This is a genomic window from Pseudomonas cyclaminis (assembly GCF_015163715.1).
Classification (GTDB): Bacteria; Pseudomonadota; Gammaproteobacteria; order Pseudomonadales; family Pseudomonadaceae; genus Aquipseudomonas; species Aquipseudomonas cyclaminis.
In genome coordinates, this window is the sequence record NZ_JADDUM010000164.1 from 1 (window position 1) to 22,557 (window position 22,557).

At 62.2% G+C, this 22,557-nt stretch carries 18 protein-coding genes, 1 other RNA gene and 5 pseudogenes; 11 read left to right on the top strand and 13 right to left on the bottom strand.

Annotated elements, in window-relative coordinates; all coding sequences use genetic code 11:
* Positions 1 to 119 precede the first annotated feature (119 nt).
* A pseudogene (locus IQK56_RS19910) lies at positions 120 to 1,096 on the bottom strand (NADPH:quinone oxidoreductase family protein).
* 149 nt (positions 1,097 to 1,245) lie between these two features.
* Here IQK56_RS19910 and IQK56_RS19915 point away from each other — a divergent pair.
* Positions 1,246 to 1,653 carry a flagellar basal body-associated protein FliL gene (locus IQK56_RS19915; protein WP_099585937.1) on the top strand — a complete coding sequence of 136 codons (408 nt, stop codon included), beginning with the start codon at positions 1,246 to 1,248 and terminating at the stop codon, positions 1,651 to 1,653.
* Between the two features lie 24 nt (positions 1,654 to 1,677).
* Here the strand turns inward: IQK56_RS19915 and IQK56_RS19920 are convergent, their stop codons facing one another.
* From IQK56_RS19920 to IQK56_RS19940, 5 genes and pseudogenes are all read right to left on the bottom strand, one after another.
* Positions 1,678 to 3,645: an acyltransferase family protein gene (locus tag IQK56_RS19920; RefSeq protein ID WP_246500253.1), complete on the bottom strand. Its 1,968-nt coding sequence runs from the start codon at positions 3,643 to 3,645 to the stop codon at positions 1,678 to 1,680.
* A gap of 100 nt (positions 3,646 to 3,745) precedes the next feature.
* Positions 3,746 to 4,864, bottom strand: coding sequence for an ABC transporter permease (locus IQK56_RS19925; protein WP_193862028.1), 1,119 nt, complete (start codon positions 4,862 to 4,864; stop codon positions 3,746 to 3,748).
* Complete coding sequence (gene rbbA, locus IQK56_RS19930; RefSeq protein ID WP_193862027.1) at positions 4,864 to 7,581, bottom strand: ribosome-associated ATPase/putative transporter RbbA; 2,718 nt, start codon at positions 7,579 to 7,581, stop codon at positions 4,864 to 4,866. Before rbbA ends, IQK56_RS19925 begins: the two co-directional genes overlap by 1 nt.
* A pseudogene (locus IQK56_RS19935) lies at positions 7,578 to 8,542 on the bottom strand (HlyD family secretion protein). Before IQK56_RS19935 ends, rbbA begins: the two are co-directional and overlap by 4 nt.
* A gap of 136 nt (positions 8,543 to 8,678) precedes the next feature.
* A complete protein-coding gene (locus tag IQK56_RS19940; protein WP_122305264.1) occupies positions 8,679 to 9,128 on the bottom strand; it encodes an EVE domain-containing protein in 450 nt (149 codons plus the stop codon).
* Positions 9,129 to 9,322: 194 nt separating this feature from the next.
* On the opposite strand from IQK56_RS19940, the gene IQK56_RS19945 reads away from it, so the two are divergent.
* Positions 9,323 to 9,472, top strand: coding sequence for a hypothetical protein (locus tag IQK56_RS19945; RefSeq protein WP_010207387.1), 150 nt, complete (start codon positions 9,323 to 9,325; stop codon positions 9,470 to 9,472).
* A gap of 7 nt (positions 9,473 to 9,479) precedes the next feature.
* Here IQK56_RS19945 and IQK56_RS19950 read toward each other — a convergent pair.
* The 4 genes and pseudogenes from IQK56_RS19950 to IQK56_RS19965 all read right to left on the bottom strand — a co-directional run bounded on the left by IQK56_RS19950 (position 9,480) and on the right by IQK56_RS19965 (position 10,899).
* Positions 9,480 to 10,108 (bottom strand): annotated as a pseudogene (locus IQK56_RS19950) (5-formyltetrahydrofolate cyclo-ligase).
* A gap of 58 nt (positions 10,109 to 10,166) precedes the next feature.
* Positions 10,167 to 10,345, bottom strand: a non-coding RNA gene (gene ssrS, locus IQK56_RS19955) — 6S RNA.
* 30 nt (positions 10,346 to 10,375) lie between these two features.
* Complete coding sequence (locus IQK56_RS19960; RefSeq protein WP_150674457.1) at positions 10,376 to 10,693, bottom strand: cell division protein ZapA; 318 nt, start codon at positions 10,691 to 10,693, stop codon at positions 10,376 to 10,378.
* Positions 10,690 to 10,899: a TIGR02449 family protein gene (locus tag IQK56_RS19965; RefSeq protein ID WP_007982902.1), complete on the bottom strand. Its 210-nt coding sequence runs from the start codon at positions 10,897 to 10,899 to the stop codon at positions 10,690 to 10,692. The genes IQK56_RS19960 and IQK56_RS19965 overlap by 4 nt, the downstream gene beginning before the upstream one ends.
* Before the next feature lie 139 nt (positions 10,900 to 11,038).
* Between IQK56_RS19965 and IQK56_RS19970 the strand changes: the two genes are divergently transcribed.
* From IQK56_RS19970 to gcvH, 9 genes and pseudogenes are all read left to right on the top strand, one after another.
* Positions 11,039 to 11,596, top strand: coding sequence for a YecA/YgfB family protein (locus IQK56_RS19970; protein ID WP_122305266.1), 558 nt, complete (start codon positions 11,039 to 11,041; stop codon positions 11,594 to 11,596).
* 20 nt (positions 11,597 to 11,616) lie between these two features.
* A pseudogene (pepP, locus tag IQK56_RS19975) lies at positions 11,617 to 12,938 on the top strand (Xaa-Pro aminopeptidase).
* On the top strand, positions 12,935 to 14,122 hold the full coding sequence (ubiH, locus tag IQK56_RS19980) for a 2-octaprenyl-6-methoxyphenyl hydroxylase (RefSeq protein WP_193862025.1): 1,188 nt from the start codon (positions 12,935 to 12,937) through the stop codon (positions 14,120 to 14,122). Before pepP ends, ubiH begins: the two are co-directional and overlap by 4 nt.
* Complete coding sequence (locus IQK56_RS19985) at positions 14,115 to 14,600, top strand: DUF4442 domain-containing protein (RefSeq protein WP_122305269.1); 486 nt, start codon at positions 14,115 to 14,117, stop codon at positions 14,598 to 14,600. Before ubiH ends, IQK56_RS19985 begins: the two co-directional genes overlap by 8 nt.
* Positions 14,601 to 14,609: 9 nt before the next feature.
* Complete coding sequence (locus IQK56_RS19990) at positions 14,610 to 15,827, top strand: 2-octaprenyl-3-methyl-6-methoxy-1,4-benzoquinol hydroxylase (protein WP_193862030.1); 1,218 nt, start codon at positions 14,610 to 14,612, stop codon at positions 15,825 to 15,827.
* 95 nt (positions 15,828 to 15,922) lie between these two features.
* Positions 15,923 to 16,927, top strand: a complete 1,005-nt coding sequence (locus tag IQK56_RS19995; protein ID WP_193862024.1) for an extracellular solute-binding protein — start codon at positions 15,923 to 15,925, stop codon at positions 16,925 to 16,927.
* Between the two features lie 165 nt (positions 16,928 to 17,092).
* Positions 17,093 to 18,691, top strand: a complete 1,599-nt coding sequence (locus tag IQK56_RS20000) for an ABC transporter permease (RefSeq protein WP_150674453.1) — start codon at positions 17,093 to 17,095, stop codon at positions 18,689 to 18,691.
* A 156-nt stretch (positions 18,692 to 18,847) separates the two neighbouring features.
* Entirely contained in the window at positions 18,848 to 19,930 is a 1,083-nt protein-coding gene (gcvT, locus tag IQK56_RS20005) for a glycine cleavage system aminomethyltransferase GcvT (RefSeq protein WP_193862023.1), read from the top strand.
* Positions 19,931 to 19,981: 51 nt separating this feature from the next.
* Positions 19,982 to 20,365, top strand: coding sequence for a glycine cleavage system protein GcvH (gcvH, locus tag IQK56_RS20010; RefSeq protein ID WP_122305274.1), 384 nt, complete (start codon positions 19,982 to 19,984; stop codon positions 20,363 to 20,365).
* Between the two features lie 53 nt (positions 20,366 to 20,418).
* Here gcvH and IQK56_RS20015 read toward each other — a convergent pair.
* From IQK56_RS20015 to IQK56_RS20025, 3 genes and pseudogenes are all read right to left on the bottom strand, one after another.
* Positions 20,419 to 21,560 (bottom strand): annotated as a pseudogene (locus tag IQK56_RS20015) (DegT/DnrJ/EryC1/StrS family aminotransferase).
* 163 nt (positions 21,561 to 21,723) lie between these two features.
* Positions 21,724 to 22,038, bottom strand: coding sequence for a DUF2388 domain-containing protein (locus IQK56_RS20020; RefSeq protein ID WP_003176799.1), 315 nt, complete (start codon positions 22,036 to 22,038; stop codon positions 21,724 to 21,726).
* A 69-nt stretch (positions 22,039 to 22,107) separates the two neighbouring features.
* Positions 22,108 to 22,554: an NfeD family protein gene (locus IQK56_RS20025; RefSeq protein WP_150762092.1), complete on the bottom strand. Its 447-nt coding sequence runs from the start codon at positions 22,552 to 22,554 to the stop codon at positions 22,108 to 22,110.
* Positions 22,555 to 22,557 lie beyond the last annotated feature (3 nt).

A 22,557-nucleotide genomic window follows, 5' to 3' on the forward strand; every position in this document is an offset into this window, starting at 1 on the left:
GGGCTGCTTCGGCAGCCCAGCGCGGGGCAAGCCCGCTCACCACAGTTACAGTGTTCCTCCTTAACTGACTGGCATTGGGGGCAAGCCCCCTCCCACATTGATCGCATTTCAGATGGCTATTACCGGGTCTGGACGACCACCTTGCCTACCGCCCGGCGCTGGCCGAGGTCATTGATCGCCTGGGCGGCCTGTTCGAGCGGATACACCTGCGACACCAGCGGCTTGAGCTTGCCCTCGCCATACCAGGTGAACAATTGCTGGAAGTTCGCCGCATTATCCTGCGGCTGGCGCTGGGCAAAAGAGCCCCAAAACACGCCGACCACCGCCGCACCCTTGAGCAGCGCCAGGTTCACCGGCAGCTCTGGAATGCGCCCGCTGGCAAAGCCCACCACCAGCAGGCGGCCGTTCCAGGCGATGGCGCGGATGGCCTGGTCGAACAGGTCGCCGCCCACCGGGTCGTAGATCACATCGGCGCCGTTGCCGTCGGTGAGGCGCTTGATCTCGTCTTTCAGGCTGGTTTCGCTGTAGTTGATCAGCTCATCGGCGCCGGCGCCTTGGCCACGGCGAGTTTGTCGGCGCTGCTGGCGGCGGCGATCACGCGTGCGCCCATGGCCTTGCCGATTTCCACGGCGGCCAGGCCCACACCGCCGGACGCGCCGAGCACCAGCAAGGTTTCGCCGGGTTGCAGGTTGGCGCGTTGTTTAAGCGCGTGCATCGAGGTGCCGTAGGTCATGCTGAAGGCGGCGGCGGTGTTGAAGTCCATGCTCGGCGGGATCGGCAGCACGTTATAGCCCGGCACCGCGACCTGCTCGGCAAAGCTGCCCCAGCCGGTGAGGGCCATGACCCGGTCGCCGACTTTCAAATGGCTGACTTTTTCGCCCACTTCGCTGACCACGCCCGACGCCTCGCCACCCGGCGAAAACGGAAAGGGCGGCTTGAACTGGTACTTGCCCTCGATGATCAAGGTGTCCGGAAAATTCACCCCCGCCGCATGCACGTCCAGCAGGATTTCGTTCTTCTTGATCGCCGGGCTGGCGATTTCTTCCAGCACCAGGGTTTCGGCGGGGCCGAAGGCTTTGCACAGCACAGCTTTCATCGGGCTATTCCTTTTGGTGTCGTGGCCGATAAGTGTAGGAGGGTAGGCCCGTGGGTCAACGAGCATGCCCGGCCCTGATGAGTCGCCATAAGCTTGTGCTCAGCCTTACTAGCGTTATGCTACCCGGCACCGAATTTGAGGAATGAACTGTGAAAGCGTGGATCCTGTTGATGCTGGCCCTGACCTTGCCCATGGCAGCCCAGGCCGAAGAAGCCAAAGAAGGCGAGGCGCCGAAGGTCAGCTATATCAGCCTGAGCCCGCCGTTCGTGGGTAACTACGGCCTGGACGGTACGGCGAAACTCAAAGTGTTCAAGGCTGATATCGCCCTGCGCGTGACCGGCACCGAAGCCGCCGCCGCGGTCAAAGCCAACGACGCGTTGATTCGTAACCAGTTGGTGGCGCTGTTTACCCAGCAGACCAACGAGACCATGAGCACCGTTGAGGGCAAGGAGAAACTGCGCCAGGAAGCCCTGAAACAAACCCAGCAAGTGATGAACGACGAGACCGGCAAGCCGGTGGTGGAAGACTTGTTGTTCAACAACCTGATCATTCAGTAACGGGCGGCGTCACGTTCCAGATCTTCAGCAAGACTGCGGTGAAGGACGGTTCGAGCACCCGGTTGCCATGGCCACTGAGGTGGTTCGAATCGAAGAACAGCGGTTTGGCGTTTTGTCATAGGCCGAGCAGATCGGGCCAGGGCACAGCACCGGCAGAGGATCCCAGGCGTTCAGTGCCGGGTAGTCCGCTTGCAGCTGTTGTAATAGCTGCATTTGTGGCTCGCGCAGCCGTTCAAGCAGGTGCCGTTGTACGGTCAGGCCCGGTGCGCAGACCGGGTTGATCCGGTTGAACCAGTCCGAACACCGGTTGGCTGGCGCCATGAAGACAGGCTTGGGTGCATCGATAAGAATGTTGAGCTGCGCTGCCTGCAAGCGCCTCAACAGCGTGTCGGCGGCGGCTCGCGCGGCTTCCCTGTCCTCAACCGTCTGCTCGCCCAAGGCCTTGTCGATCATGACCGTCTCACCCTCGCGCCACTCGTGTCCAGCGAGCTCCGGCATGCGCAGTGAGGCCAGAAAAACCACGTCACCCGGTTTGGCACGGGCTTCGATTTCTTGAAGTTGGGCTTCTCGGGAGGCGGCGCAGCGGGCAGGGTCGGGGCCGATCAGGCTGACGACGGCGCAACCACCTCGCTCATACTCCACCACCGTGATACCGAGCTTGAGCGAGACCAATTTCAGCAGGGTGCGGTAGGCGGCGGTATGGGAGTCGCCGATGACGAACAGTGTCCGGTCCGCCAGGCCAGGGTCGTCCAGCGTTGCAAAGGCTTCCTGGGGATAATGTTTGTAGGCATACCACGTGTAGGTGTCACGGGTCTGGCTGAGCGACAGGGCTGTGGGGTTCGCCGCGACCCATTGTGCGCCCAACCACATCAGGCCCGTGATGCTCAAGCCGGTCACAAAGGTGAGCCCCGCCCGGCGTTGAACCGCCGAGCTGCCGCTGCGGATCGGCGTTTCTATCCAGTGATAGGACGCCGCTGCGAGGCCCACCACCAGCCATGGGTAGAGCAGTTGTACGGCCAGCAGCTCCATCCCGGTCGTCCAGCGGAGGAAGACCGCGACCGGCCAATGCCACAGGTACAACGAGTAGGACAACCGACCGACATAGGTCATCAGCGGGGTTTGCAGCAAACGCTGCACTGCGCCCGCAGGGCTGTCGGCCCGCAGCACAATCCCGGCGATCATCAAGAGCGAGCCTGCCACGGTCACCATCGCCCAGGGAAAGGGGAACTGGCGCGGTTCGGCGCACAGGAAGCCGACGACCAGCAGGCTGAGGCCTCCGACCAACAGGGCCGGTGCCAGGCGATTGAGGCGGGGCGTCGGTTCGCGTGTGCCAATGCCTTGGAACAGGATTGCGCCAGCGGCCAATTCCCAGAAGCGTCCGGGCAGCATGTAGAACGCCGACAGCGGGTCGGCGGTTACCTGATAGGCGCTGACGATCAGCGAGGCCATGGCCATCAACGGCAGCACGGCCCAGGTAAATGCCCCGCGCTGCCGATAGCGCAGCCAGACAAAGAACAGCGCCGGAAATATCACGTAGAACTGTTCTTCGACCCCCAGGGACCAGGTATGCAGGTAGGGATTGAGCTCGGCACTGGGTGAGAAATAGGTGTCGGGGTTCCAGGCAAGGACGACATTGCTCAGGCCAAAAAACGCCGCGAGGCCGGTGCGATTGATCAGCTCGCTGAGCCAGTATTGCGGCATGAACATCGCGGACAGCACAACACTCACACCCAGCACGGCCAGCAGGGCAGGCAAGATACGCAGCAGGCGCCGCCGGTAGAAGTCTCCCAGGTAACGGCCGAAGCCCAGCTCACGACGGTCCCACAAAGACTGGCTGATCACATACCCGGAAATCACGAAAAACATGTCCACACCGGTGAAGCCACCGGGCAGCAGGTCGATAAAGTCCACGTGAAAGAGGATGACGGCGAGTACGGCGATGGCCCGCAAGCCATCGATGGCAGGTTTGTAGGTACTGGTGAGCAGGGGCATACGAGCCTCCTTGCCGAAGGGGCAAAGCCAGGAGTCTGCCTAAGCCCGTCCTGAACGACGACTGTCCGTTCGGACAGGTATGAGTCCAGGTGTTTCCGAATCAGGACGCCAGGCTTTTCCTGAACCGTGCCAGCGCCACGGCAAAGAACAGCAGGCCAATCCCCGCCAGCGCCAATAAATCCGGCCACACCACGCCGACGCCCGCATCCCGGAACAGGATCGCGGCGCTCAAACTCACAAAGTGAGTCGACGGCGAGCCCTGCATCACCCATTGCAACCACTCGGGCATGCTGTCCAGCGGCGTACTGCCGCCGGAGAGCAGCAGCATCGGGATAATCACCGGGATCGCCAGCAAACCGAACTGCGGCGTCGAACGGGCCAGGGTGGCGAGGAAGATCCCCAGCGCGGTGCTGGCAAACAGGTAGAGCGCGGTCACGAATAGAAACAGGCCCAGCGACCCGGCCAGCGGCACATCGAGCAAGCCTTTGACCACCACTTCCAGCGACACCCAGGTGCACACCACCACCACCAGCATGTTGCTCCAGATTTTCGCCAGCATGATTTCCAGTGCGGTCAGCGGCAGCACCAGCAGATGGTCGAGAGTGCCGTGCTCTCGCTCACGCAATAACGCGGTGCCGGTCAGCACAATGGCGAGAATGGTGATGTTGTTGACGATCTGGATCACCGCCAAGAACCAGCCACCTTCCAGGTTGGTATTGAACAGCGCCCGCGTGGTCAGCAGCGCCGGGGCTTTGCTGGTGGAGTCAGCCTGACCGCTGTAACTCAGCAACTCCCGTTGGAAAATCCTGCCGATATACCCCGCGCCCATGAACGCTTGGCTCATTGCCGTGGCATCGACGTTCACCTGTACGCCGGGCTGGCGGCCGGCGAGCAGATCGGCCTGGAAATTGGCCGGCACGTTGATCACGAAGGTGTACTGGCCGCTGTCCATCACCTTGTCCAATTGGTCGTAGGCCAGCGGCGCAGGCGCCTGGAATTCCGGCGGTTGCAGCGCCTCGGCCATCTGCCGGGAGAGCGTGCTGTGATCTTCATCCACAAAGGCGACGCTGGCGTTGTGTACGCCAATTACCGATCCGGCGGCAGGCATGTAGATGGCAACGGTGAAGGCGTAGACCAGGAACAACAGCAAGACACTGTCGTGACGCAGGCTGGTGAGTTCCTTGATGCCCAGGCGCAGGATATGAGTGAGCGTGTGCATCAGGCCTCCTGCTTCTTGAGCATGATCAGGCTAAGCCCGGTGAACCCGACGAAGAACCCGAACAACGCCAGGCACTGCGGCCATAGCTGGCGCAGGTCCAACGCCTTGGTGAAGGTGCCCACCGCGATATCCAGGAAGTGCCCGGCGGGAAACAGCATGCCCATCAGCGCGGCCGCACCCTCCAGGGATGAGCGCGGCACGATTAGCCCGGAGAACTGGATGGTCGGCAGGCTGGTGATGATCATGGTGCCGAGGATCGCCGCGATCTGGGTGCGGGTGAACGCGGAAATCAGCAGGCCCATGCTGGTGGTGGCCAGCACGTAAAGCAGGCCGCCAAATGCCAACGTCAGGCCGCTGCCCTTGAACGGTACGCCGAACAGCCAGCGATTCATCGCCACCAACAGCGCCAGGTTGACCAGGCTCACGGCCAGATAGGGCGCCTGCTTGCCCAGCAGGAACTCCAGGCGGGTCAGGGGGGTGGCGTAGAAGTTGGTGATCGAGCCCAGTTCTTTCTCGCGCACGATCCCCAGCGCCGTGAGCATCGCCGGAATAAACGCCAGGATCAGCGCCATCACCCCCGGGCCGATGGCATTTACGCTGACCACGTCCTGGTTATAGCGAAAACGGGTTTCCAGCTTGGCGGCGGCCTGGGTGGTGTGCGGCAGGCTGCTCAGTTCGGCCAGTTGCTGCAGGTTGCCCTGGTGCACTGCTTCCACATAGTTGCGGCTGGTTTCGGCGCGAAACGGCATGCCGCCGTCGAGCCAGGCGGCGACCGTGGGTTGGCGGCCGGCGTAGAGGTCACGGCCAAACCCTGGCGGGATTTCCAGGGCCAGTTTGATTTCCGAGCGTTGCAGGCGCCGGTGCAACTCGCTGGAATCCTTGATCGGCGCCTGCTCGGCGAAGTGGCGCGAGCTGCGGAAGGCTTCCAGGTAGGCGCGGCTTTGCGGGCTCTGGTCCTGGTCGTAGACGGCGAAGGCGAGGTTTTCCACGTCCAGGGAAATGCCGTAGCCGAAGATCACCATCATGAACATCGCACCGAGCAGTGCGAACGCCATGCGCACTTTGTCGCGCAGCAGTTCTTTGCCTTCGCGGCTGGCCACGGCTACCAGGCGGGCCAGGCTGAAGCCGCGCTTGCTGACGGGCGGCGCGCTGGTTTCACTGACGGTTCTGGCCGGTGCGGCAGGTTCGGGTTCGCCTTGGGCCTGTTCCAGGCAGGTGACGAACGCGGCTTCCAGGGTGTCGCCGTGGAACTGCTGTTGCAGTGCGTCCGGTGTGTCGCACGCCAGCACCTTGCCCGCGTGCATCAAGGAGATTCGGTCGCAGCGCTGGGCTTCGTTCATGAAATGGGTGGACAGGAAGATGGTGACGCCTTGCTCCCGCGACAACTCGACCAGCAGCCGCCAGAAGTCATCCCGGGCTGCCGGGTCGACGCCTGAAGTGGGTTCGTCGAGGATCAGCACTTCCGGGCGATGCAGCACCGCCACCGCTAACGACAAGCGCTGGCGCAGGCCGAGGGGCAACTCGCCGGAGGGTTGTTCGGCGACGTCACCCAGGTCAAAACGCTGGATCAGTTGATCGATACGTGGGCCGCTGTCGGCCTTGGGCAGATCGAACAGCTGCGCATGCAGCACCAGGTTCTGGCGCACGCTGAGTTCGCCGTACAGCGAGAAGCTCTGGGACATGAACCCCACGCGCTTGCGGGTGGCCAGGTCCTTGGCGTTCACCGGGTTGCCCAGCAGGGTCGCGCTGCCCTCGGTGGCCGGCATCAGTCCGGTGAGGACTTTCATGGTGGTGGTCTTGCCGCACCCGTTGGAGCCGAGGAAGCCGAAAATCTCGCCGCGACCAATGGCAAAGCTGACCTTGTTCACCGCCGTGAAATCACCGAAACGCAGCGTCAGTTCGTGGGCTTCGATGGCGATATCGGTGTGGGTGTTTTCCCTTGGCGGGATTACCAGCGGTTGGTTGTCATGGGCGCGGTCGCCCTGGAAGTGGGTAAAGGCTTCATCCAGCTTGCCGCTCGGCGTCACGGCTGCCAGTTCGCGACTCAGGCCGTCGGCGATCAGTTTGCCGCGGTCGAGCATCAGGCAATGTTCGAACTGTTCGGCTTCTTCCATGTAGGCCGTGGCTACCAACAGTGTCAGTTGCGGGCGTTCGCTGCGTACGCTTTCTACCAGCTCCCAGAAACGTCGACGGGACAGCGGATCGACGCCGGTGGTGGGTTCATCCAGGATCAGCAGGTCCGGGTCGTGGATCAACGCGCAGCACAGGCCGAGTTTCTGCTTCATGCCGCCGGAGAGTTTGCCGGCAGGGCGCTCGGCGAAGCGGGCCAGGTCGGTGGCCAGCAGCAGGTTGTGCATGCGCTGGTCGCAATCGGCCCTGGACAGGCCGAACAGGGTGGCGAAGAAACGGATGTTCTCGCTGATCGACAGCTCGGGGTACAGGTTGCCGCCCAAGCCCTGAGGCATGAAGGCAATGCGCGGGTACAGGCTGTTGCGGTGGCGACGATCCTGGATGGCGCCCCCGAGCGCCTCCAATTGCCCTGCCTGGAGTTTCTTGACCCCGGCGATCAACCCCAACAAGCTCGACTTGCCCGCACCGTCCGGACCGATCAGCCCGCAGCGTGTGCCGGCGGGCAGGCTGAAGGCGATGTCGATCAGCGCCTGTTGTTTGCCATAGTGGTGGTTGATGCCGTTGGCGTGCAGCGCCAGGCCGGTCATTGCAGGTTGGCCGGCCAGTCGATATCAGCGGTGCGCACATAACCGGCGCCGGCATGCCCGGTTTGGCTTGGGGCACGGCGCTGGGCTGGGTCAGGCGCAATTTGACGCGGAACACCAGTTTCTGGCGTTCGTCGCGGGTTTCCACTTCCTTGGGGGTGAACTGCGACTTGGCGGCGACAAAGCTGATCTTGGCCGGCAACGGTTGCTGGGGCAGGGCGTCGAGCAGAATCCGCGCTTCACTGCCAACGGTCAGGCGTCCGGTGACGGAGGCTGGGAGGTAGAGGTTCATGTACTGATCATTGGGATCAATCAGCAACAACACGCGTCCACCCGCGCCAAGCACTTCGCCGGGTTCGGCCAGGCGCAGTTGGATGATGCCGTCGATGGGCGCACGCAGGCTGCTGTCGTCGATTTCACTGGTGAGCTGGGCGACCTGGGCCTGGGCGGCACCAATGGTGGCCTTTGCCGAATTGACCTGGGCCTGGGCCGCGATCACGGCAGCGTTGCCGGTGTTCTGGCGGGCTTGCTGCTGGTCGATCAACTGGCTGCTGGCGAAGCCGCGCTTGTACAGCTCCTGGGTACGCCCGAGTTCCTGCTTGGCCAGCAGTTGTTCGCTCTGGCGCAGTTGCACATTGGCCTCGGCGGCCGCGAAGTTCTCCTTGGCCCGCAGCACTTCGGCTTCGGCCTGGGCGCGCTGGGCTTCCAGGGTGCGGGTGTCCATGCGCGCCAGCAGTTGGCCCTTGAGCACCTTGTCGCCTTCATCGACCCGCACTTCGGCCAGGCGTCCGGGGATCTTGGCGGCGATCTGCACTTCGGTGGATTCCAGGCGACCATTGCCCTGGCTCAAGCCTTCGGGCAGGCGATCCTGGGTGGAGCGCCAGTAACCGAAGCCGCCGGCGCCGAGCAGTAACGCGATCAAGAGAATGGCAAACAGATGGGAAGAGCGGGGCGTGGTCGACATGGGTGCATCCTGCGGCGTTAGCATCCTAGTTTGACCGGTGCTGCCCGAGGGGCGTTGATACCGGTCAAATGAAGCGCAAGCCTAACCCGGTTAAGGGGCGGATGCATGCGCCGGGCGGGTGACCGCCGGGTTCTCGTCAGCGCAGTGCCAGCACCGCCGCCCATTGTTCGGCGGTGACCGGCATCACCGACAGGCGGCTGCCTTTTTGCACCAGGGGCAATTCGGCGAGGGCGGTTTGCTGTTTCAGGTAGCCCAGACCCAGCACTTTGGGGAAGGTCTGGACGTGCGCGACGTTGATCGCGGTCCACGGGTTTTTCTCCGGGGTGGCCTTGGCGTCGAAATAGTGGCTGTCCGGCTCCAGCGCGGTCGGGTCCGGATAGGCCGCCTCGACAATCTTGCCGATACCGGCAATGCCTGGCTCGGGGCAACTGGAGTGGTAGAAGAAAAACTCATCGCCGACGGCCATGGCGCGCAGGAAATTGCGCGCCTGGTAATTGCGCACGCCGTCCCAGCGCGTTTCGCCGAGCTTTTCCAGGCCTTTGATGGACAGTTCGTCGGGCTCGGATTTCATCAGCCAGTAGGCCATTTTTGGGCTCCTGAAAAAGGCAGTGGGCAAGTTGTCAGGCAATTTGATGACAAACCGACAGTCGGTTGGCGCCAAGGTTTGCGTGTTGGTTCACGTTACCGCAAAATGCCGGCCTTTAAGCTTGACGCCGCTGCAACGGACTACTTTGGAACGTTGTTGTCATCGTGTACGAGGTGCCTGAAGGGGGGCAATCGATGCAACGTAAACCGGATTTGCTATGGATTTTGGTGATTTTGTTTGGTCTGGGCGTCGTGACCACCGGGTATGCCCAAAGCTTGTGGTCGAACAAGACCGATGCTCCCGTTGAACTGGCTCAACAGCAGCCGCAACCGTTCAAGCGTTAACCCTTCTTCAAGACGCCGCTGCTCCAAGCGGCGTTTTTGCGACATACCACTGCTTGTCCGTGACGGTGCCAGCCAATGGCACATCCCAACTGGCCTGTGCCAATCGATCGACCTTCTGACATTCATGGGCCAGGCCCAGCAGCGTCGGCTTGCGCCAGTTTTGGCGGCGCGCCAGATACGCCAGGCTGCGGTCGTAGAACCCGCCGCCCATGCCCAGGCGGCCGCCGGCGTCATCGAACCCCACCAACGGCAGCAACACCAGGTCCAGCGCCCACACCTTGCGCTGCGCTTGGCATTGACCCGTGGCTCCAGGATCCGAAAACGGTTGGGTAGCAGCTTTTCTCCAGGCTTCACGCGCTGGAACACCATCTTGGTGCGCGGCCAGGCGCTGAGCACCGGCAGGTACGTGGCCTTGCCCCGGCGCTGAGCGGCACGCAGCAGCAGGCGCGGATCGATTTCACCGTCCGTCGGTAGATATAAGGAAATATGTTTGGCCCGGCGAAACAGCGGGTGCTGTGCCAGTTGCCGATACAGGCCGTGGGCGGCTTGGCGCTGCTCGCTCGGCGTCAGGGCGCGGCGGGCTTTGCGCAACATGCGTCGAAGTTGCGGACGGGAAAGCGGCGCAGGTTCGGTCATGGATTTTCGGCTCATAAAACAATGCCAGTCCGGGGACTGGCATTGAGTTTGGGAATTCAGGCTCCCCGACAGAACCGCTGTCGACTAAGCCCTTGAACCCGAAAGTTCAAGGTGGAAGAAGCAGTAGGCTTTAAGGCTTTCCGTCTAGCGGACATGCACACCAGCCCAACGTGCAACTTCCAGGGTAGTGCGAATCGGCTCCGGGACATCGCCGACTGGCAAGCACGCCAGGGAGTGGGGCGAGTATACCTTAAACAGTCGCGGGGATCAGCCCTTGGGTTGCTCTGTGTCGCTGGAAAGCACCAGATCAACACGTTCAAGCAGGTCACGCACCTGCTCGCGGGTCGAGCCGCTGGTCTGTACGTCAGGGCGTTCCTGCTTATGCAGCAGATCGTGGGTAATGTTCAGCGCGGCCATCACGGCGATACGATCGGCGCCGATCACTTTGCCGCTGCTGCGGATTTCACGCATCTTGCCATCCAGATAGCGGGCGGCGCTCACCAGGTTGTTGCGCTCTTCCTGGGGGCAGATGATCGAATATTCTTTGTCGAGGATCTGCACGGTGACGCTATTGCTTGAACTCATGAGTCTTGCTCCAGGGCCTTCAGGCGCGAAATCATCGATTCGACCTTACGCCGGGCGATTTCGTTTTTTTCAATGAGGTGAGCGCGTTCCTCGCGCCAGGTCTTTTCCTGAGCTAATAGGAGTCCGTTTTGACTCTTAAGTTGCTCGACCCGAGTAATTAGCAATTCGAGTCTGGCCATCAGCGCTTGCAGGTCGGTGTCTTCCATTGGGTTCCACTGGATTTTGTCTGATGAATGGCAACTGCAGGATAAACGATCTGACGCCCTTGATAGTCTTGGTACGTCTGCCGGTGCTAGGATACAGCGCTCCATTCTAGACATTGCGCCGTCTGGCGCCTAGCTCACCATGCCCACTAAGAACTCCCCGTACGACGCTTTTTCCACACTGCTGAGCACCAGCGGCCATCCATGCTCGCCAGCCGAACTGCACGGCGTGCTGTTGGGCCGCAGCTGCACCGGTGTTGGCTTTGATGCCGACAACTGGTTGGCCGATGTGGCCGAGCTGCTGGAAACCGAACCGACCGACAACGTGCGTAACGCGCTGATCGGCCTGCAAGAGATGGTCAAGGGCGAGCTGACCGGTGATGACGTCGCCGTGGTCCTGCTGCTGCCGACCGACGACGCGCCACTCACCGAACGCGCCGCCGCACTGGGCCAATGGTGCCAGGGCTTCCTCCACGGTTTCGGCGTGAATGCCGGCGGCCTGGAGCTGAGCACCGACGCCAAGGAAGTGCTGCAGGACCTCGCTGCGATCTCCCAAGTGCAAGACGCGCTGGAAGAATCCGAAGACGGCGAAGGTGACTACATGGAAGTCATGGAATACCTGCGCGTCGCGCCGTTGCTGCTGTTCACCGAGACCAAGAAGTCCGCTGAACCTGCCGCACCCAAGCCGTCGCTGCACTGAGAAAGGAAGCCCATCTGCCCATGATCCATATCCCCAAAGCGGAATACACCCGCCGCCGCAAGGCGCTCATGGCGCAGATGGAACCCAACAGCATCGCGGTCCTGCCGGCTGCCGCCGTGGCCATCCGCAACCGCGATGTGGAGCACGTCTACCGCCAGGACAGCGATTTCCAGTACCTGAGCGGCTTCCCCGAACCCGAAGCGGTGATCGTGCTGATGCCCGGTCGCCAGCATGGCGAATACGTGCTGTTCTGCCGCGAACGCAACGCCGAGCGCGAACTCTGGGACGGCCTGCGTGCCGGAACCGAGGGCGCGATTCGTGACTTCGGCGCCGACGACGCCTTCCCCATCACCGATATCGACGACATCCTGCCCGGCCTGATCGAAGGCCGCGACCGGGTCTATTCGGCGATGGGCAGCAATGCTGAGTTCGACCGGCACGTGATGGAGTGGATCAACGTGATCCGCTCTAAAGCGCACCTGGGTGCCCAGCCGCCGAACGAATTTGTTGCCCTGGATCATCTGCTCCACGACATGCGCCTGTATAAATCGGCGGCAGAAGTGAAGGTGATGCGCGAGGCCGCGCGGATTTCCTGCGCCGCCCACGTCAAGGCAATGCAGGCCAGTCGCGCCGGTTTGCATGAGTTCAGTCTCGAAGCCGAGCTGGTTACGAGTTCCGCAAAGGCGGCGCGAAAATGCCCGCCTACGGCTCCATCGTCGCCGCCGGGCGCAACAGCTGCATCCTGCATTACCAGCAGAATGACGCGCTGCTCAAGGACGGCGACCTGGTGTTGATCGACGCCGGTTGCGAGATCGATTGCTACGCCAGCGACATCACGCGCACCTGGCCGGTCAACGGCAGGTTTTCACCTGAGCAAAAAGCGATCTACGAGATTGTGCTGGCCTCCCAGGAAGCCGCCTTTGCCGAGATCGCGCCGAACAAACATTGGAACCAGGCCCATGAGGCGACCGTGCAGGTCATCACCGCCGGGCTGGTGAAGCTGGGATTGCTGCAAGGTGACGTGGGCGAACTGATCGCCAGCGAAGCCTACAAGCCTTTCTATATGCACCGCGCCGGCCACTGGCTGGGCATGGATGTGCATGATGTGGGCGAGTACAAGGTGGGCGGTGAATGGCGGGTGCTGGAAGTCGGCATGGCGTTGACCGTGGAGCCGGGGATCTATATTTCTCCGGACAACCAGACCGTGGCGAAGAAATGGCGTGGCATTGGCGTGCGCATCGAGGACGACGTGGTAGTGACCAAGCAAGGCTGTGAAATCCTGACCGGCGGCGTGCCCAAGACCGTCGCCGAGATCGAAGCGCTGATGGCGGCTGCCCGATGAGCCGAGTCAGCCTGGCGATTATTGGCGGTGGCCTGGTGGGCGCGAGCCTGGCACTGGCGTTGCAGGCCGGGGCCAAGGCGCGGGGCTGGAAGATCGTGCTGATCGAACCCTTCGCACCGGGCGACAGCTACCAGCCGAGCTACGATGCGCGTTCATCGGCGCTGTCGTTTGGTGCGCGGCAGATTTATCAGCGATTGGGCATCTGGCAGGACATCTCCCGCCGCGCCGAGCCGATCAAGCAGATTCACGTATCGGACCGTGGACGGTTCTCTACCGCACGCTTGTCCGCCATGGAAGAGGGCGTGCCGGCCCTCGGCTATGTGGTGGAAAACGCCTGGCTCGGCCAATGCCTGTGGCAAGGCCTGGACAAAGACGTGGTCAGCTGGCGCTGCCCGGCGGAAGTCACGCGCATGGAGCCGCTGCGCGACGGCTATCGCCTGACCCTCAACGATGAAACCGTGTTGGAATGCGACCTCGCCGTGCTCGCCGATGGCGGCCGTTCCGGCTTGCGCGAGCAATTGGGCATCGGCGTGAAGAGCCGTCCGTACAACCAGAGCGCGCTGATTGCCAACATCACGCCCAGCGAAGCCCATAACGGCGAAGCCTTCGAGCGCTTCACCGACGAGGGCCCGATGGCCTTGCTGCCGCTGCCGGACAACCGCTGCGCGCTGGTCTGGACCCGCATCGGCATGGACGCCCAGCGCCTCGCCGCACTCGACGAACGCAGTTTCCTGAGTGAATTGCAGGGCGTGTTCGGCTATCGCCTGGGCACCTTGAAGCAGGTCGGCGCACGCCATCTGTATCCGCTGACCCTGGTGGAAGCCGAGGAGCAGGTGCGTTCCCACCTGGCGATCCTCGGCAACGCCGCCCACAGCCTGCACCCGATTGCCGGGCAGGGCTTCAACTTGTCCCTGCGCGATGCGAGCACGTTGGCCGAGGCCTTGCTGGCCGGACCTGCGGTGCCGGGCGACCTGGCGACCTTGCAGGCCTACCGCGAGCGCCAGCGTATGGACCAGAAGCTGACCGTGGGTTTCTCCGATCAGGTCACGCGCCTGTTTGGCAGTGCACAACCGCTGGTGGCGCTGGGCCGCAACATGGGCCTGCTGGGCCTGGATCTGTTGCCGCCGGCCAAGCGCTGGTTCGCCCGTCAGGCCATGGGCCTGGGCACGCGTCCCGATGCGTAAGTGGCTGGTGGCGCGGTTGGGCAAGGCACGTTTGCTGCGTTGGGTCATGACGCTGTATCCGCCATACCTGGGCGCCGGCGTCAGCGTGCAGCACATGAGCGCGGATTTTCGTCACGTCAAAGTGCGCATGGGCCTGGGCTGGTACAACCGTAATTACGTCGGCACGCAGTTCGGCGGCAGCCTGTATTCGATGGTCGATCCGTTCTACATGCTCATGTTGATGGAGAACCTGGGCCGCGATTACATCGTCTGGGACAAGGCCGCGAGCATCGACTTCATTTCGCCGGGCAAAGGCCCGGTGTATGCCGAATTTTTCATCGACGAGGCCTTGTTGGACGAGGTGCGTCGGCAGACCGCAGGCGGCGACAAATACCTGCCTCACCTCAAGGTCCAGATTCATGACGGCTCCGGCACCCTGGTGGCGCGGGTCGAAAAAACCCTTTACGTGCGGCGCAAGCCGCCAGCGAGACAGGCTTAAAGCATGGACATGCGCGCAGATGTGCTGATTGTCGGGGCCGGAATGGTCGGAAGCGCCTTGGCGCTGGCGTTGCAGGGCAGTGGCCTGCAGGTGCTGCTGCTCGATGGCAGCCCGCTGAGCGTCAAGCCGTTCGACCGTGACGCGGCCTTCGAACCCCGCGTGAGCGCCTTGTCGGCGGCCAGCCAGCGCATCCTTGAGCGCCTGGGCGTGTGGGACGGCATTGTGTCGCGCCGCGCCAGCCCTTATGGCGAGATGCAAGTGTGGGACGGCAGCGGCACCGGGCAGATTCACTTTTCGGCCGCCAGCGTGCACGCCGAAGTGCTCGGGCACATCGTCGAAAACCGCGTGGTGCAGGATGCCTTGCTTGATCGCCTGCACGACTGCGACCTGGGCCTGCTGGCCAATGCGCGCCTGGAGCAGATGCGCCGTTCCGGCGATGACTGGCTGCTGACCCTGGCCGATGGCCGCACCTTGCGTGCGCCGCTGGTGGTGGCCGCCGACGGGGCTAACTCTGCGGTGCGTCGCCTGACCGGCACCGCCACCCGAGAATGGGATTACCTGCACAACGCCATCGTCACCAGTGTGCGCAGCAGCCAGCCGCACCAACGCACGGCGTGGCAACGCTTTACCGATACCGGCCCGCTGGCGTTCTTGCCGCTGGTGCGCGATGGGCAGGAGGATTGGTGCTCGATCGTCTGGTCGACCACGCCGGCTGAATCCGAGCGCCTGATGGCGTTGGATGATGAAAGCTTCTGCCGTGAGCTGGAGCGCGCCTTTGAAGGACGCCTGGGCACGGTGGTCAGCGCCGATCCACGGGTTTGCGTGCCGTTGCGCCAGCGTCACGCCAAACGCTACGTGGCCGAGGGCCTGGCGTTGATCGGCGATGCAGCTCACGTGATCCACCCGTTGGCGGGGCAGGGTGTGAACCTGGGTTTCCTTGATGCGGCAGTGCTGGCCGACGTGTTGTTGTCGGCGACTGAACGCGGTGAGCGTCTGGCGGATGTGAAAGTGCTGAGCCGTTACGAACGTCGGCGCATGCCCCATAACCTGGCGCTGATGGCTGCGATGGAAGGGTTTGAGCGGCTTTTCCAGGCCGATCAACTGTCGTTACGCTGGTTGCGTAACGCCGGGCTGAAGATGGTCGACCAGATGCCCGAAGCCAAGGCGGTATTTGTGCGCCAGGCCTTGGGCTTGACGGGGGATTTGCCAGAGCTCGCTAAACCCTGAGGCTTTTGTGCAACATCTGGTAACGCCTCCGCCGAGCGTTACCAAATGTGAGTCCCTATCATTTGCGCTCACTTTGCAAATGAGAGACCGCACCCATGTTGGCACCCAAGCGCCTCCTGACTGCCCTGGCACTCACCTTGATCGGCAGCACCACCGTGCAGGCAGCCGACGAAGTGGTGGTCTACTCCTCGCGTATCGACGAACTGATAAAGCCGGTGTTCGACGCCTACACCCAAAAGACCGGTGTCCAGGTCAAGTTCATCACCGACAAGGAAGCCCCGCTGATGCAGCGCATCAAGGCCGAGGGCGAAAACGCCACCGCCGACCTGTTGCTCACCGTGGATGCCGGCAACCTCTGGCAGGCCGAGCAAATGGGCATCCTGCAACCCTTCACCTCCCCGGTGATCGACAAGAACATTCCTCTGCAATACCGCTCATCCACCCACGCCTGGACCGGCTTGAGCCTGCGTGCGCGGACCATCGCCTACTCCACTGACCGGGTAAAACCGGGCGACTTGACCACGTACGAAGCCTTGGCCGACAAGCAGTGGGAAGGCCGCCTGTGCCTGCGCACGGCGAAAAAGGTCTACAACCAGTCGCTGACCGCAACCCTGATCGAAACCCACGGTGCGGCCAAGACCGAAGAAATCGTCAAGGGCTGGGTGAATAACCTGTCTACCGATGTGTTCTCCGATGACATCGCGGTGCTGGAAGCCATTAATGCTGGCCAGTGCGACGTGGGCATCGTCAACACCTACTACTACGGCCGCCTGCACAAGCAGAAACCGGACCTGGCGGTGAAGCTGTTCTGGCCGAACCAGGGCGACCGTGGCGTGCATGTGAACCTGTCGGGCATTGGCCTGACCAGGCACGCGCCACACCCGGAAGCCGCCAAGGCCCTGGTGGAGTGGATGACGACGCCGCAGGCACAGAAGATCTTTGCCGATGTGAACCAGGAATTCCCGGCCAACCCGGCAGTGCCGCCGTCAGCTGAAGTTGCGACCTGGGGCAAGTTTGTGGCCGACACCTTGCCGGTGGAAGTGGCGGGCAAGCGTCAGGCAGAAGCCATTCGCCTGATGGATCGCGCCGGCTGGAACTAAGTACAATTTGTAGGACGCCGCAGATCTAAATGTGGGAGGGGGCTTGCCCCCGATGACAGATGGTCAGTCTACTCATCAGTGACTGATCCACCGCCATCGGGGGCAAGCCCCCTCTCACATTGGAATGTGGTGACTTCGAAAATATTCACTACCGAGAACCCTCCTTTGGCCCACCCCGCCCAACGCCGCTGGTACCTGCCGGTCTTCAGCGTCGCCGCCTTGGTGCTGCTGCCGCTGAGCGTGCTGTTGCTGTCCTGGCAAAGTATCGACCAGCAGATCTGGTCCCACCTTTGGGACACCCAGATGCCCCGCCTGCTGGGCAATACCCTGACGCTGGTACTGGGCGTCGGCGTCGGCGTAACCCTGCTGGGCGTCAGCCTCGCCTGGCTTACCAGCCTCTGCGAATTCCCCGGACGACGCTGGCTCGACTGGGCGTTGATGCTGCCGTTTGCCATTCCCGCCTACGTGCTGGCGTTCGTGTTTGTCGGCCTGCTGGATTTCGCAGGCCCCGTGCAGACCCTGCTGCGGGAATGGTTTGGCACAGGCCTGCGCCTGCCGCGCGTGCGCTCCACGAGTGGCGTGATCATCGTGTTGGTGCTGGTGTTCTACCCTTACGTCTACCTGCTGGCGCGCACGGCATTCCTGGCTCAGGGCAAAGGCTTGATGGAAGCGGCGCGGGTGCTTGGGCAATCACCTTGGCAAGCGTTCTGGCGCGTGGCACTGCCGATGGCGCGGCCGGCGATTGGCGCGGGTGTGGCCCTGGCGCTGATGGAGACCCTGGCGGATTTTGGTGCGGTCTCGGTGTTCAATTTCGATACGTTCACCACCGCGATCTATAAAACCTGGTACGGCTTTTTCAGTCTTTCCAGCGCCGCCCAACTGGCCAGTCTGCTGCTGCTGGTGGTTATGCTGGTGCTGTACGGCGAGCGACGTGCCCGTGGCGCAAGTCGTTCCGGTAATGAGCGGCCTCGGAGCAAGGCGCTCTACCACTTGCGCGGGTTTAAGGCTGCTGCCGCCAGTGCGTGGTGCGGGCTGGTGTTTGCGTGTGCCTTTGTCATTCCGGTGCTGCAGTTGATCGCCTGGTTCTGGCAGCGCGGCCGGTTCGACCTGGATGAGCGCTATTCGGGCCTGATCGTCCACACGCTTTATCTCGGAGGCATTGCGGCGCTGATCACGGTCAGCGTGGCGTTGGTGCTGGCCTTCGCCAACCGCCTGGCGCCGACCCGGGCGATTCGCTCCGGTATCAGCCTGGCCAATGTTGGCTATGCGTTGCCGGGGTCGGTGCTGGCGGTGTCCATCATGCTGGCGTTCAGCTATCTGGACCGGGAACTGGTCGTCCCGCTTGCCGGCAAGCCGTTGCTGCTGGGCAGCCTGTCTGCGCTGGTATTGGCGTATCTGGTGCGCTTTCTGGCGGTGGCCTATGGGCCCCTGGAAAACAGCCTGGCGCGGATCCGGCCCTCGTTGCCGGAAGCGGCGCGCAGTTTAGGTGTGAGTGGGCCGCGACTGTTTTGCAAAGTGTATCTGCCGCTGTTGCTGCCCGGCACTCTCAGTGCGGCGCTGCTGGTGTTCGTGGATGTGCTCAAGGAAATGCCCGCGACCCTGCTGATGCGCCCGTTCGGCTGGGACACCCTGGCGGTACGGATCTTTGAAATGACCAGCGAAGGCGAGTGGGCACGGGCTTCGCTGCCGGCATTGACATTGGTGCTGGTGGGCCTGTTGCCAGTGATCGGGCTGATCCGACGCTCCGCCCGACCAATCGGCTAGGTGTCAGTCCTACGGCTTGCGGCTACAATGCGCGGCATTCGGTGCGCTCCGCCTTTCGGATCGGGTCGCTGTACGTGGCTGCAACCCTTGTAATTCAAGGTCTTCAGCACGAACAGCAACGCTGCGCACCTTCGCCAAGCCCGGAAGGAGAAACCCATGGGACAGCGTACGCCTCTGTATGACCTGCATCTCGCCCTCGGCGCGAAAATGGTCGATTTTGGCGGTTGGGATATGCCTTTGCATTACGGCTCGCAAGTTGAAGAACACCATCAGGTGCGACGCGACTGCGGGGTGTTCGATGTATCTCATATGACCGTGATCGATGTCACCGGCCCCCAGGCCAAGGAATGGCTCCAGCACCTGCTGGCCAATGATGTCGAACGTTTGCATGGCTGTGGCCGTGCGTTGTACAGCGCCATGCTCAACGAGCAGGGTGGCGTGGTGGACGACATGATCGTCTATCGCACTGAAGCCGGGTACCGACTGGTGGTCAACGCCGCCACCCGTGACCAGGACATGGCCTGGATGCAGGCGCAACTGGGCAGCCATCACGTGCAATTGGACGAGCGGCCCGAGTTGGCCATGCTAGCCATTCAAGGCCCCCATGCCCGGCAGAAGATTGCCGAGTTGGTCACCCAGTCCCGCGGCACCCTGATTCACCAGCTCAAGCCTTTTGAAGGCCAGGCCGACGGCGATTGGTTTATCGCCCGCACGGGTTATACCGGCGAAGACGGTCTGGAGATTGTCCTGCCTGCCGATCAGGCGCCGGGATTTTTCAACGATCTGGTAGGGGCCGGTATCTCGCCTATCGGCCTTGGCGCACGGGACACCCTGCGCCTGGAGGCCGGCATGAACCTGTACGGCCAGGATATCCACCAGAACGTTTCGCCCCTGGCGGCCAACATGGCCTGGAGCATCGCCTGGGAACCGGCCGGGCGTGATTTCATCGGCCGTGCGGCGCTGGAGGCCGAGTTGGCTGAAGGTGTGCGGTTCAAACTGGTGGGGCTGGTGCTGGAAGAACGCGGGGTTTTACGCGCTCACCAGGTGGTTCGTATCGCCAATGTTGGCGAAGGAGAGATCACCAGTGGTAGTTTCTCCCCTACGCTGAGCAAATCCATTGCCCTGGCGCGTGTACCGACGGCGACGGCCGATCGGGCCGAAGTGGAAATCCGCGGCAAGTGGTACCCGGTTCGAGTGGTCAAACCGACCTTCGTGCGCCATGGCAAAACCTTGATCTAACTATTTCCGGCAGGCCGATGGCCGCTGACACTACTTCTGAGGACACAGACTATGAGCAATATCCCGGCCGACCTGCGTTTTGCCGAGAGTCATGAATGGGCCCGTCTGGAAGCCGACGGTACGGTGACCGTCGGGATCTCCGACCATGCCCAGGAAGCATTGGGGGATGTGGTGTTTGTTGAGCTGGCTGAAGTGGGTGCCAAGTTTGACGCTGAAGGTCAGGCAGGTGTGGTGGAGTCGGTGAAGGCTGCGTCGGATATCTACGCCCCGGTTGCCGGCGAAGTGATTGCCGTCAACGAGGAACTGGGTGGTAGCCCTGAGCTGCTGAACTCAGACCCGTACGGTGCCTGGATCTTCAAGCTCAAGCCAAGCAATCCGGCTGATCTGGAAAAACTGCTGGATGCCGCCGGCTACGCAAAAGCCATCGGCGAGTAAGGCAAGACCCATGCGGGAGGGGGCAAGCCCCTCCCACATGGATTCGTGAGTGCCTAGTTCGCTTTCAGAACTGTCTTGACTGCCGCCACGGCACGTTCCACATCTGTCTCTGTCATTGCCGTAAACATCGGCAGCGACACGATCAAACGCCCCACTTTCTCCGCCACCGGGAACATGCCTTCCTTGAAACCCTGTGCCCGATAAAGGCTCAGCAAATGGATCGGCGGGTAGTGATAGCCAATGCCCACGCCATGAGCCTGCATCTGCTCCATGAAGGTTGCGCGGGCCGGCAGGCCGTCCTGACGTTCCGGCAATACCAGTTGGAACAGGTGCCAGTTGCTGTTTTCGAAGTCGGCAGGTGGCAGTTGTGCGCCGTATTGCTCTTCAAAGTCACTGCCGAAACACTTGAAGTAGTGCCGCGCCAAGTTTTGGCGGTGGGCAGTGATCTTCTCAATATGGGCAAACTGCCCCAGGCCGATGGCCGCAGCGATATCGGTCATATTGAACTTGCCGCCCAGCACATCCACATCCAAACCGTCGAAGCCGGTACGGGTGACGCCCTGCAGGCGGTATTTTTCTGCCAGGCGTGCCTCTTCGGCGTTATTCAACACCAGGCAACCACCCTCGGACGAGGTGATGTTTTTGTTGGCCTGGAAGCTGAACGACACGAAGTCCCCGGTGGCGCCGATGCGCTCGCCGTCCCAGCTGGAGCCCAGCGCCTGCGCGGCGTCTTCGACGATGCGCAGGTTGTACTTGTTGGCCAGCGCGTAAAGCATCGGCATATCCAACGGCAGCCCGGCCAGGTACACGGGAATAATGGCCTTGGTGCGCGGGGTGATTGCGGCTTCCACCTGGCCCAGGTCGATATTGCGGGTGATGGGGTCGATATCGGCGAACACCGGCGTGGCCCCCACTTCCAAAATCACGTTGCAGTCGCCACCCAGGAGATCGGTGTGGTGATGACTTCATCCCCAGGCCCTATACCAGCGATGCGCAAGGCAATCTCCATGGTGCAGGTGCCCGAGTTGAAGGTGCGCACGGGGCGCCCGCCAAAGTATTCCGACAGTTGCGCCTCGAACGCCTGCACTTTTGGCCCGCTGGTGATCCAGCCCGAACGCAATACATCGCCCACCGCCGAAATGGTGGCTTCATCAATGGTGGGTTTGGAGAACGGCAGAAAGGGCAGTTGGCTCATAACGACGAAGGCATCCGTTTCAGGTTGGCGATGAGTACACGAGGTATCAGTACCGGCATGGTTGCACGGCTTGACTGAATATAGCCTGTCGCCTGTGAATGAATCGTCACGCTGCGGGCAAAAAAATGCCGCTTCGAAAGCGGCATTTTTCAGAGTGTGGATATCACTCGGTGACAGCGTTTTTAGCGAGGATAGCGTTAGCCAGCTCCATATCCGTGGCCTGCAGGCCAGGGTTGTCGGCGCGGACTTTCTGCATGGCGGCTTCCAGGTACGGGCCGCGGATGCCGCCGTCGCTGGCAACAAAGCTGCCAGCGTCGTCTTGTGCGGCAACGACCAGCTTGTGGTCCTTGAAGGTCAGGTACGTCGAGCCGGTGGTGGCGCCCGACGAGATGACATTGCGCCAGAAACTGTCGGCCATGGCTGAACCGACAGGAAGGGAAAGCACAGCGAGGGTAGCGACAGCATATTTGAGACGCATGATGAGTGACTCCGGGTGGGTGATCTGTACCGTTTGATTGTAGTTAGCCCAACCGAGTTCCATCACTGACTAAACAGTTTCTACCTTCAAAATCACGCCATCCAGGCCAACCACCCGGACCTGGGCACCTACAGGGCTGTCAGGCCCGGTCACCATCCATACACCATCACCGATCCTTACCTTGCCCCGACCGCCCACAATCGACTCGTGAACCACGAATACGCGGCCGATCAGCTCCGAGCCGCGCTCGTTGAGCCCTGGTTGGTCGCTGGCCTTGGCGCTGCTGCGCTGGCGTTTCCACCAGTACACCGCCGTCAATATCGACAACACGGCGAACAGCAGCAGTTGCCACTCCAGCCCCAGTGGTGGCACCAGGAACTTGATCACGCCCACGGCAGCCGCTGCGATACCCATCCACAGCAGGTAACCACCGGCGCCGAAGACCTCAAGAATCAACAGCACTGTGCCCAGCGCCAGCCAATCCCAGAATGAAAGGTGCTGCAGGAAATCCCACATGGC

Excerpts from the sequence above, each read along its gene's own strand:
- IQK56_RS19920 (WP_246500253.1), bottom strand. The coding sequence starts at position 3,645 with ATGCCCCTGCTCACCAGTACCTACAAACCTGCCATCGATGGCTTGCGG.
- IQK56_RS19925 (WP_193862028.1), bottom strand. The coding sequence starts at position 4,864 with ATGCACACGCTCACTCATATCCTGCGCCTGGGCATCAAGGAACTCACC.
- rbbA (WP_193862027.1), bottom strand. The coding sequence starts at position 7,581 with ATGACCGGCCTGGCGCTGCACGCCAACGGCATCAACCACCACTATGGC.
- IQK56_RS19940 (WP_122305264.1), bottom strand. The coding sequence starts at position 9,128 with ATGGCCTACTGGCTGATGAAATCCGAGCCCGACGAACTGTCCATCAAA.
- IQK56_RS19945 (WP_010207387.1), top strand. The coding sequence starts at position 9,323 with ATGCAACGTAAACCGGATTTGCTATGGATTTTGGTGATTTTGTTTGGT.
- IQK56_RS19960 (WP_150674457.1), bottom strand. The coding sequence starts at position 10,693 with ATGAGTTCAAGCAATAGCGTCACCGTGCAGATCCTCGACAAAGAATAT.
- IQK56_RS19965 (WP_007982902.1), bottom strand. The coding sequence starts at position 10,899 with ATGGAAGACACCGACCTGCAAGCGCTGATGGCCAGACTCGAATTGCTA.
- IQK56_RS19970 (WP_122305266.1), top strand. The coding sequence starts at position 11,039 with ATGCCCACTAAGAACTCCCCGTACGACGCTTTTTCCACACTGCTGAGC.
- ubiH (WP_193862025.1), top strand. The coding sequence starts at position 12,935 with ATGAGCCGAGTCAGCCTGGCGATTATTGGCGGTGGCCTGGTGGGCGCG.
- IQK56_RS19985 (WP_122305269.1), top strand. The coding sequence starts at position 14,115 with ATGCGTAAGTGGCTGGTGGCGCGGTTGGGCAAGGCACGTTTGCTGCGT.
- IQK56_RS19990 (WP_193862030.1), top strand. The coding sequence starts at position 14,610 with ATGCGCGCAGATGTGCTGATTGTCGGGGCCGGAATGGTCGGAAGCGCC.
- IQK56_RS19995 (WP_193862024.1), top strand. The coding sequence starts at position 15,923 with ATGTTGGCACCCAAGCGCCTCCTGACTGCCCTGGCACTCACCTTGATC.
- gcvT (WP_193862023.1), top strand. The coding sequence starts at position 18,848 with ATGGGACAGCGTACGCCTCTGTATGACCTGCATCTCGCCCTCGGCGCG.
- gcvH (WP_122305274.1), top strand. The coding sequence starts at position 19,982 with ATGAGCAATATCCCGGCCGACCTGCGTTTTGCCGAGAGTCATGAATGG.
- IQK56_RS20020 (WP_003176799.1), bottom strand. The coding sequence starts at position 22,038 with ATGCGTCTCAAATATGCTGTCGCTACCCTCGCTGTGCTTTCCCTTCCT.
- IQK56_RS20025 (WP_150762092.1), bottom strand. The coding sequence starts at position 22,554 with ATGTGGGATTTCCTGCAGCACCTTTCATTCTGGGATTGGCTGGCGCTG.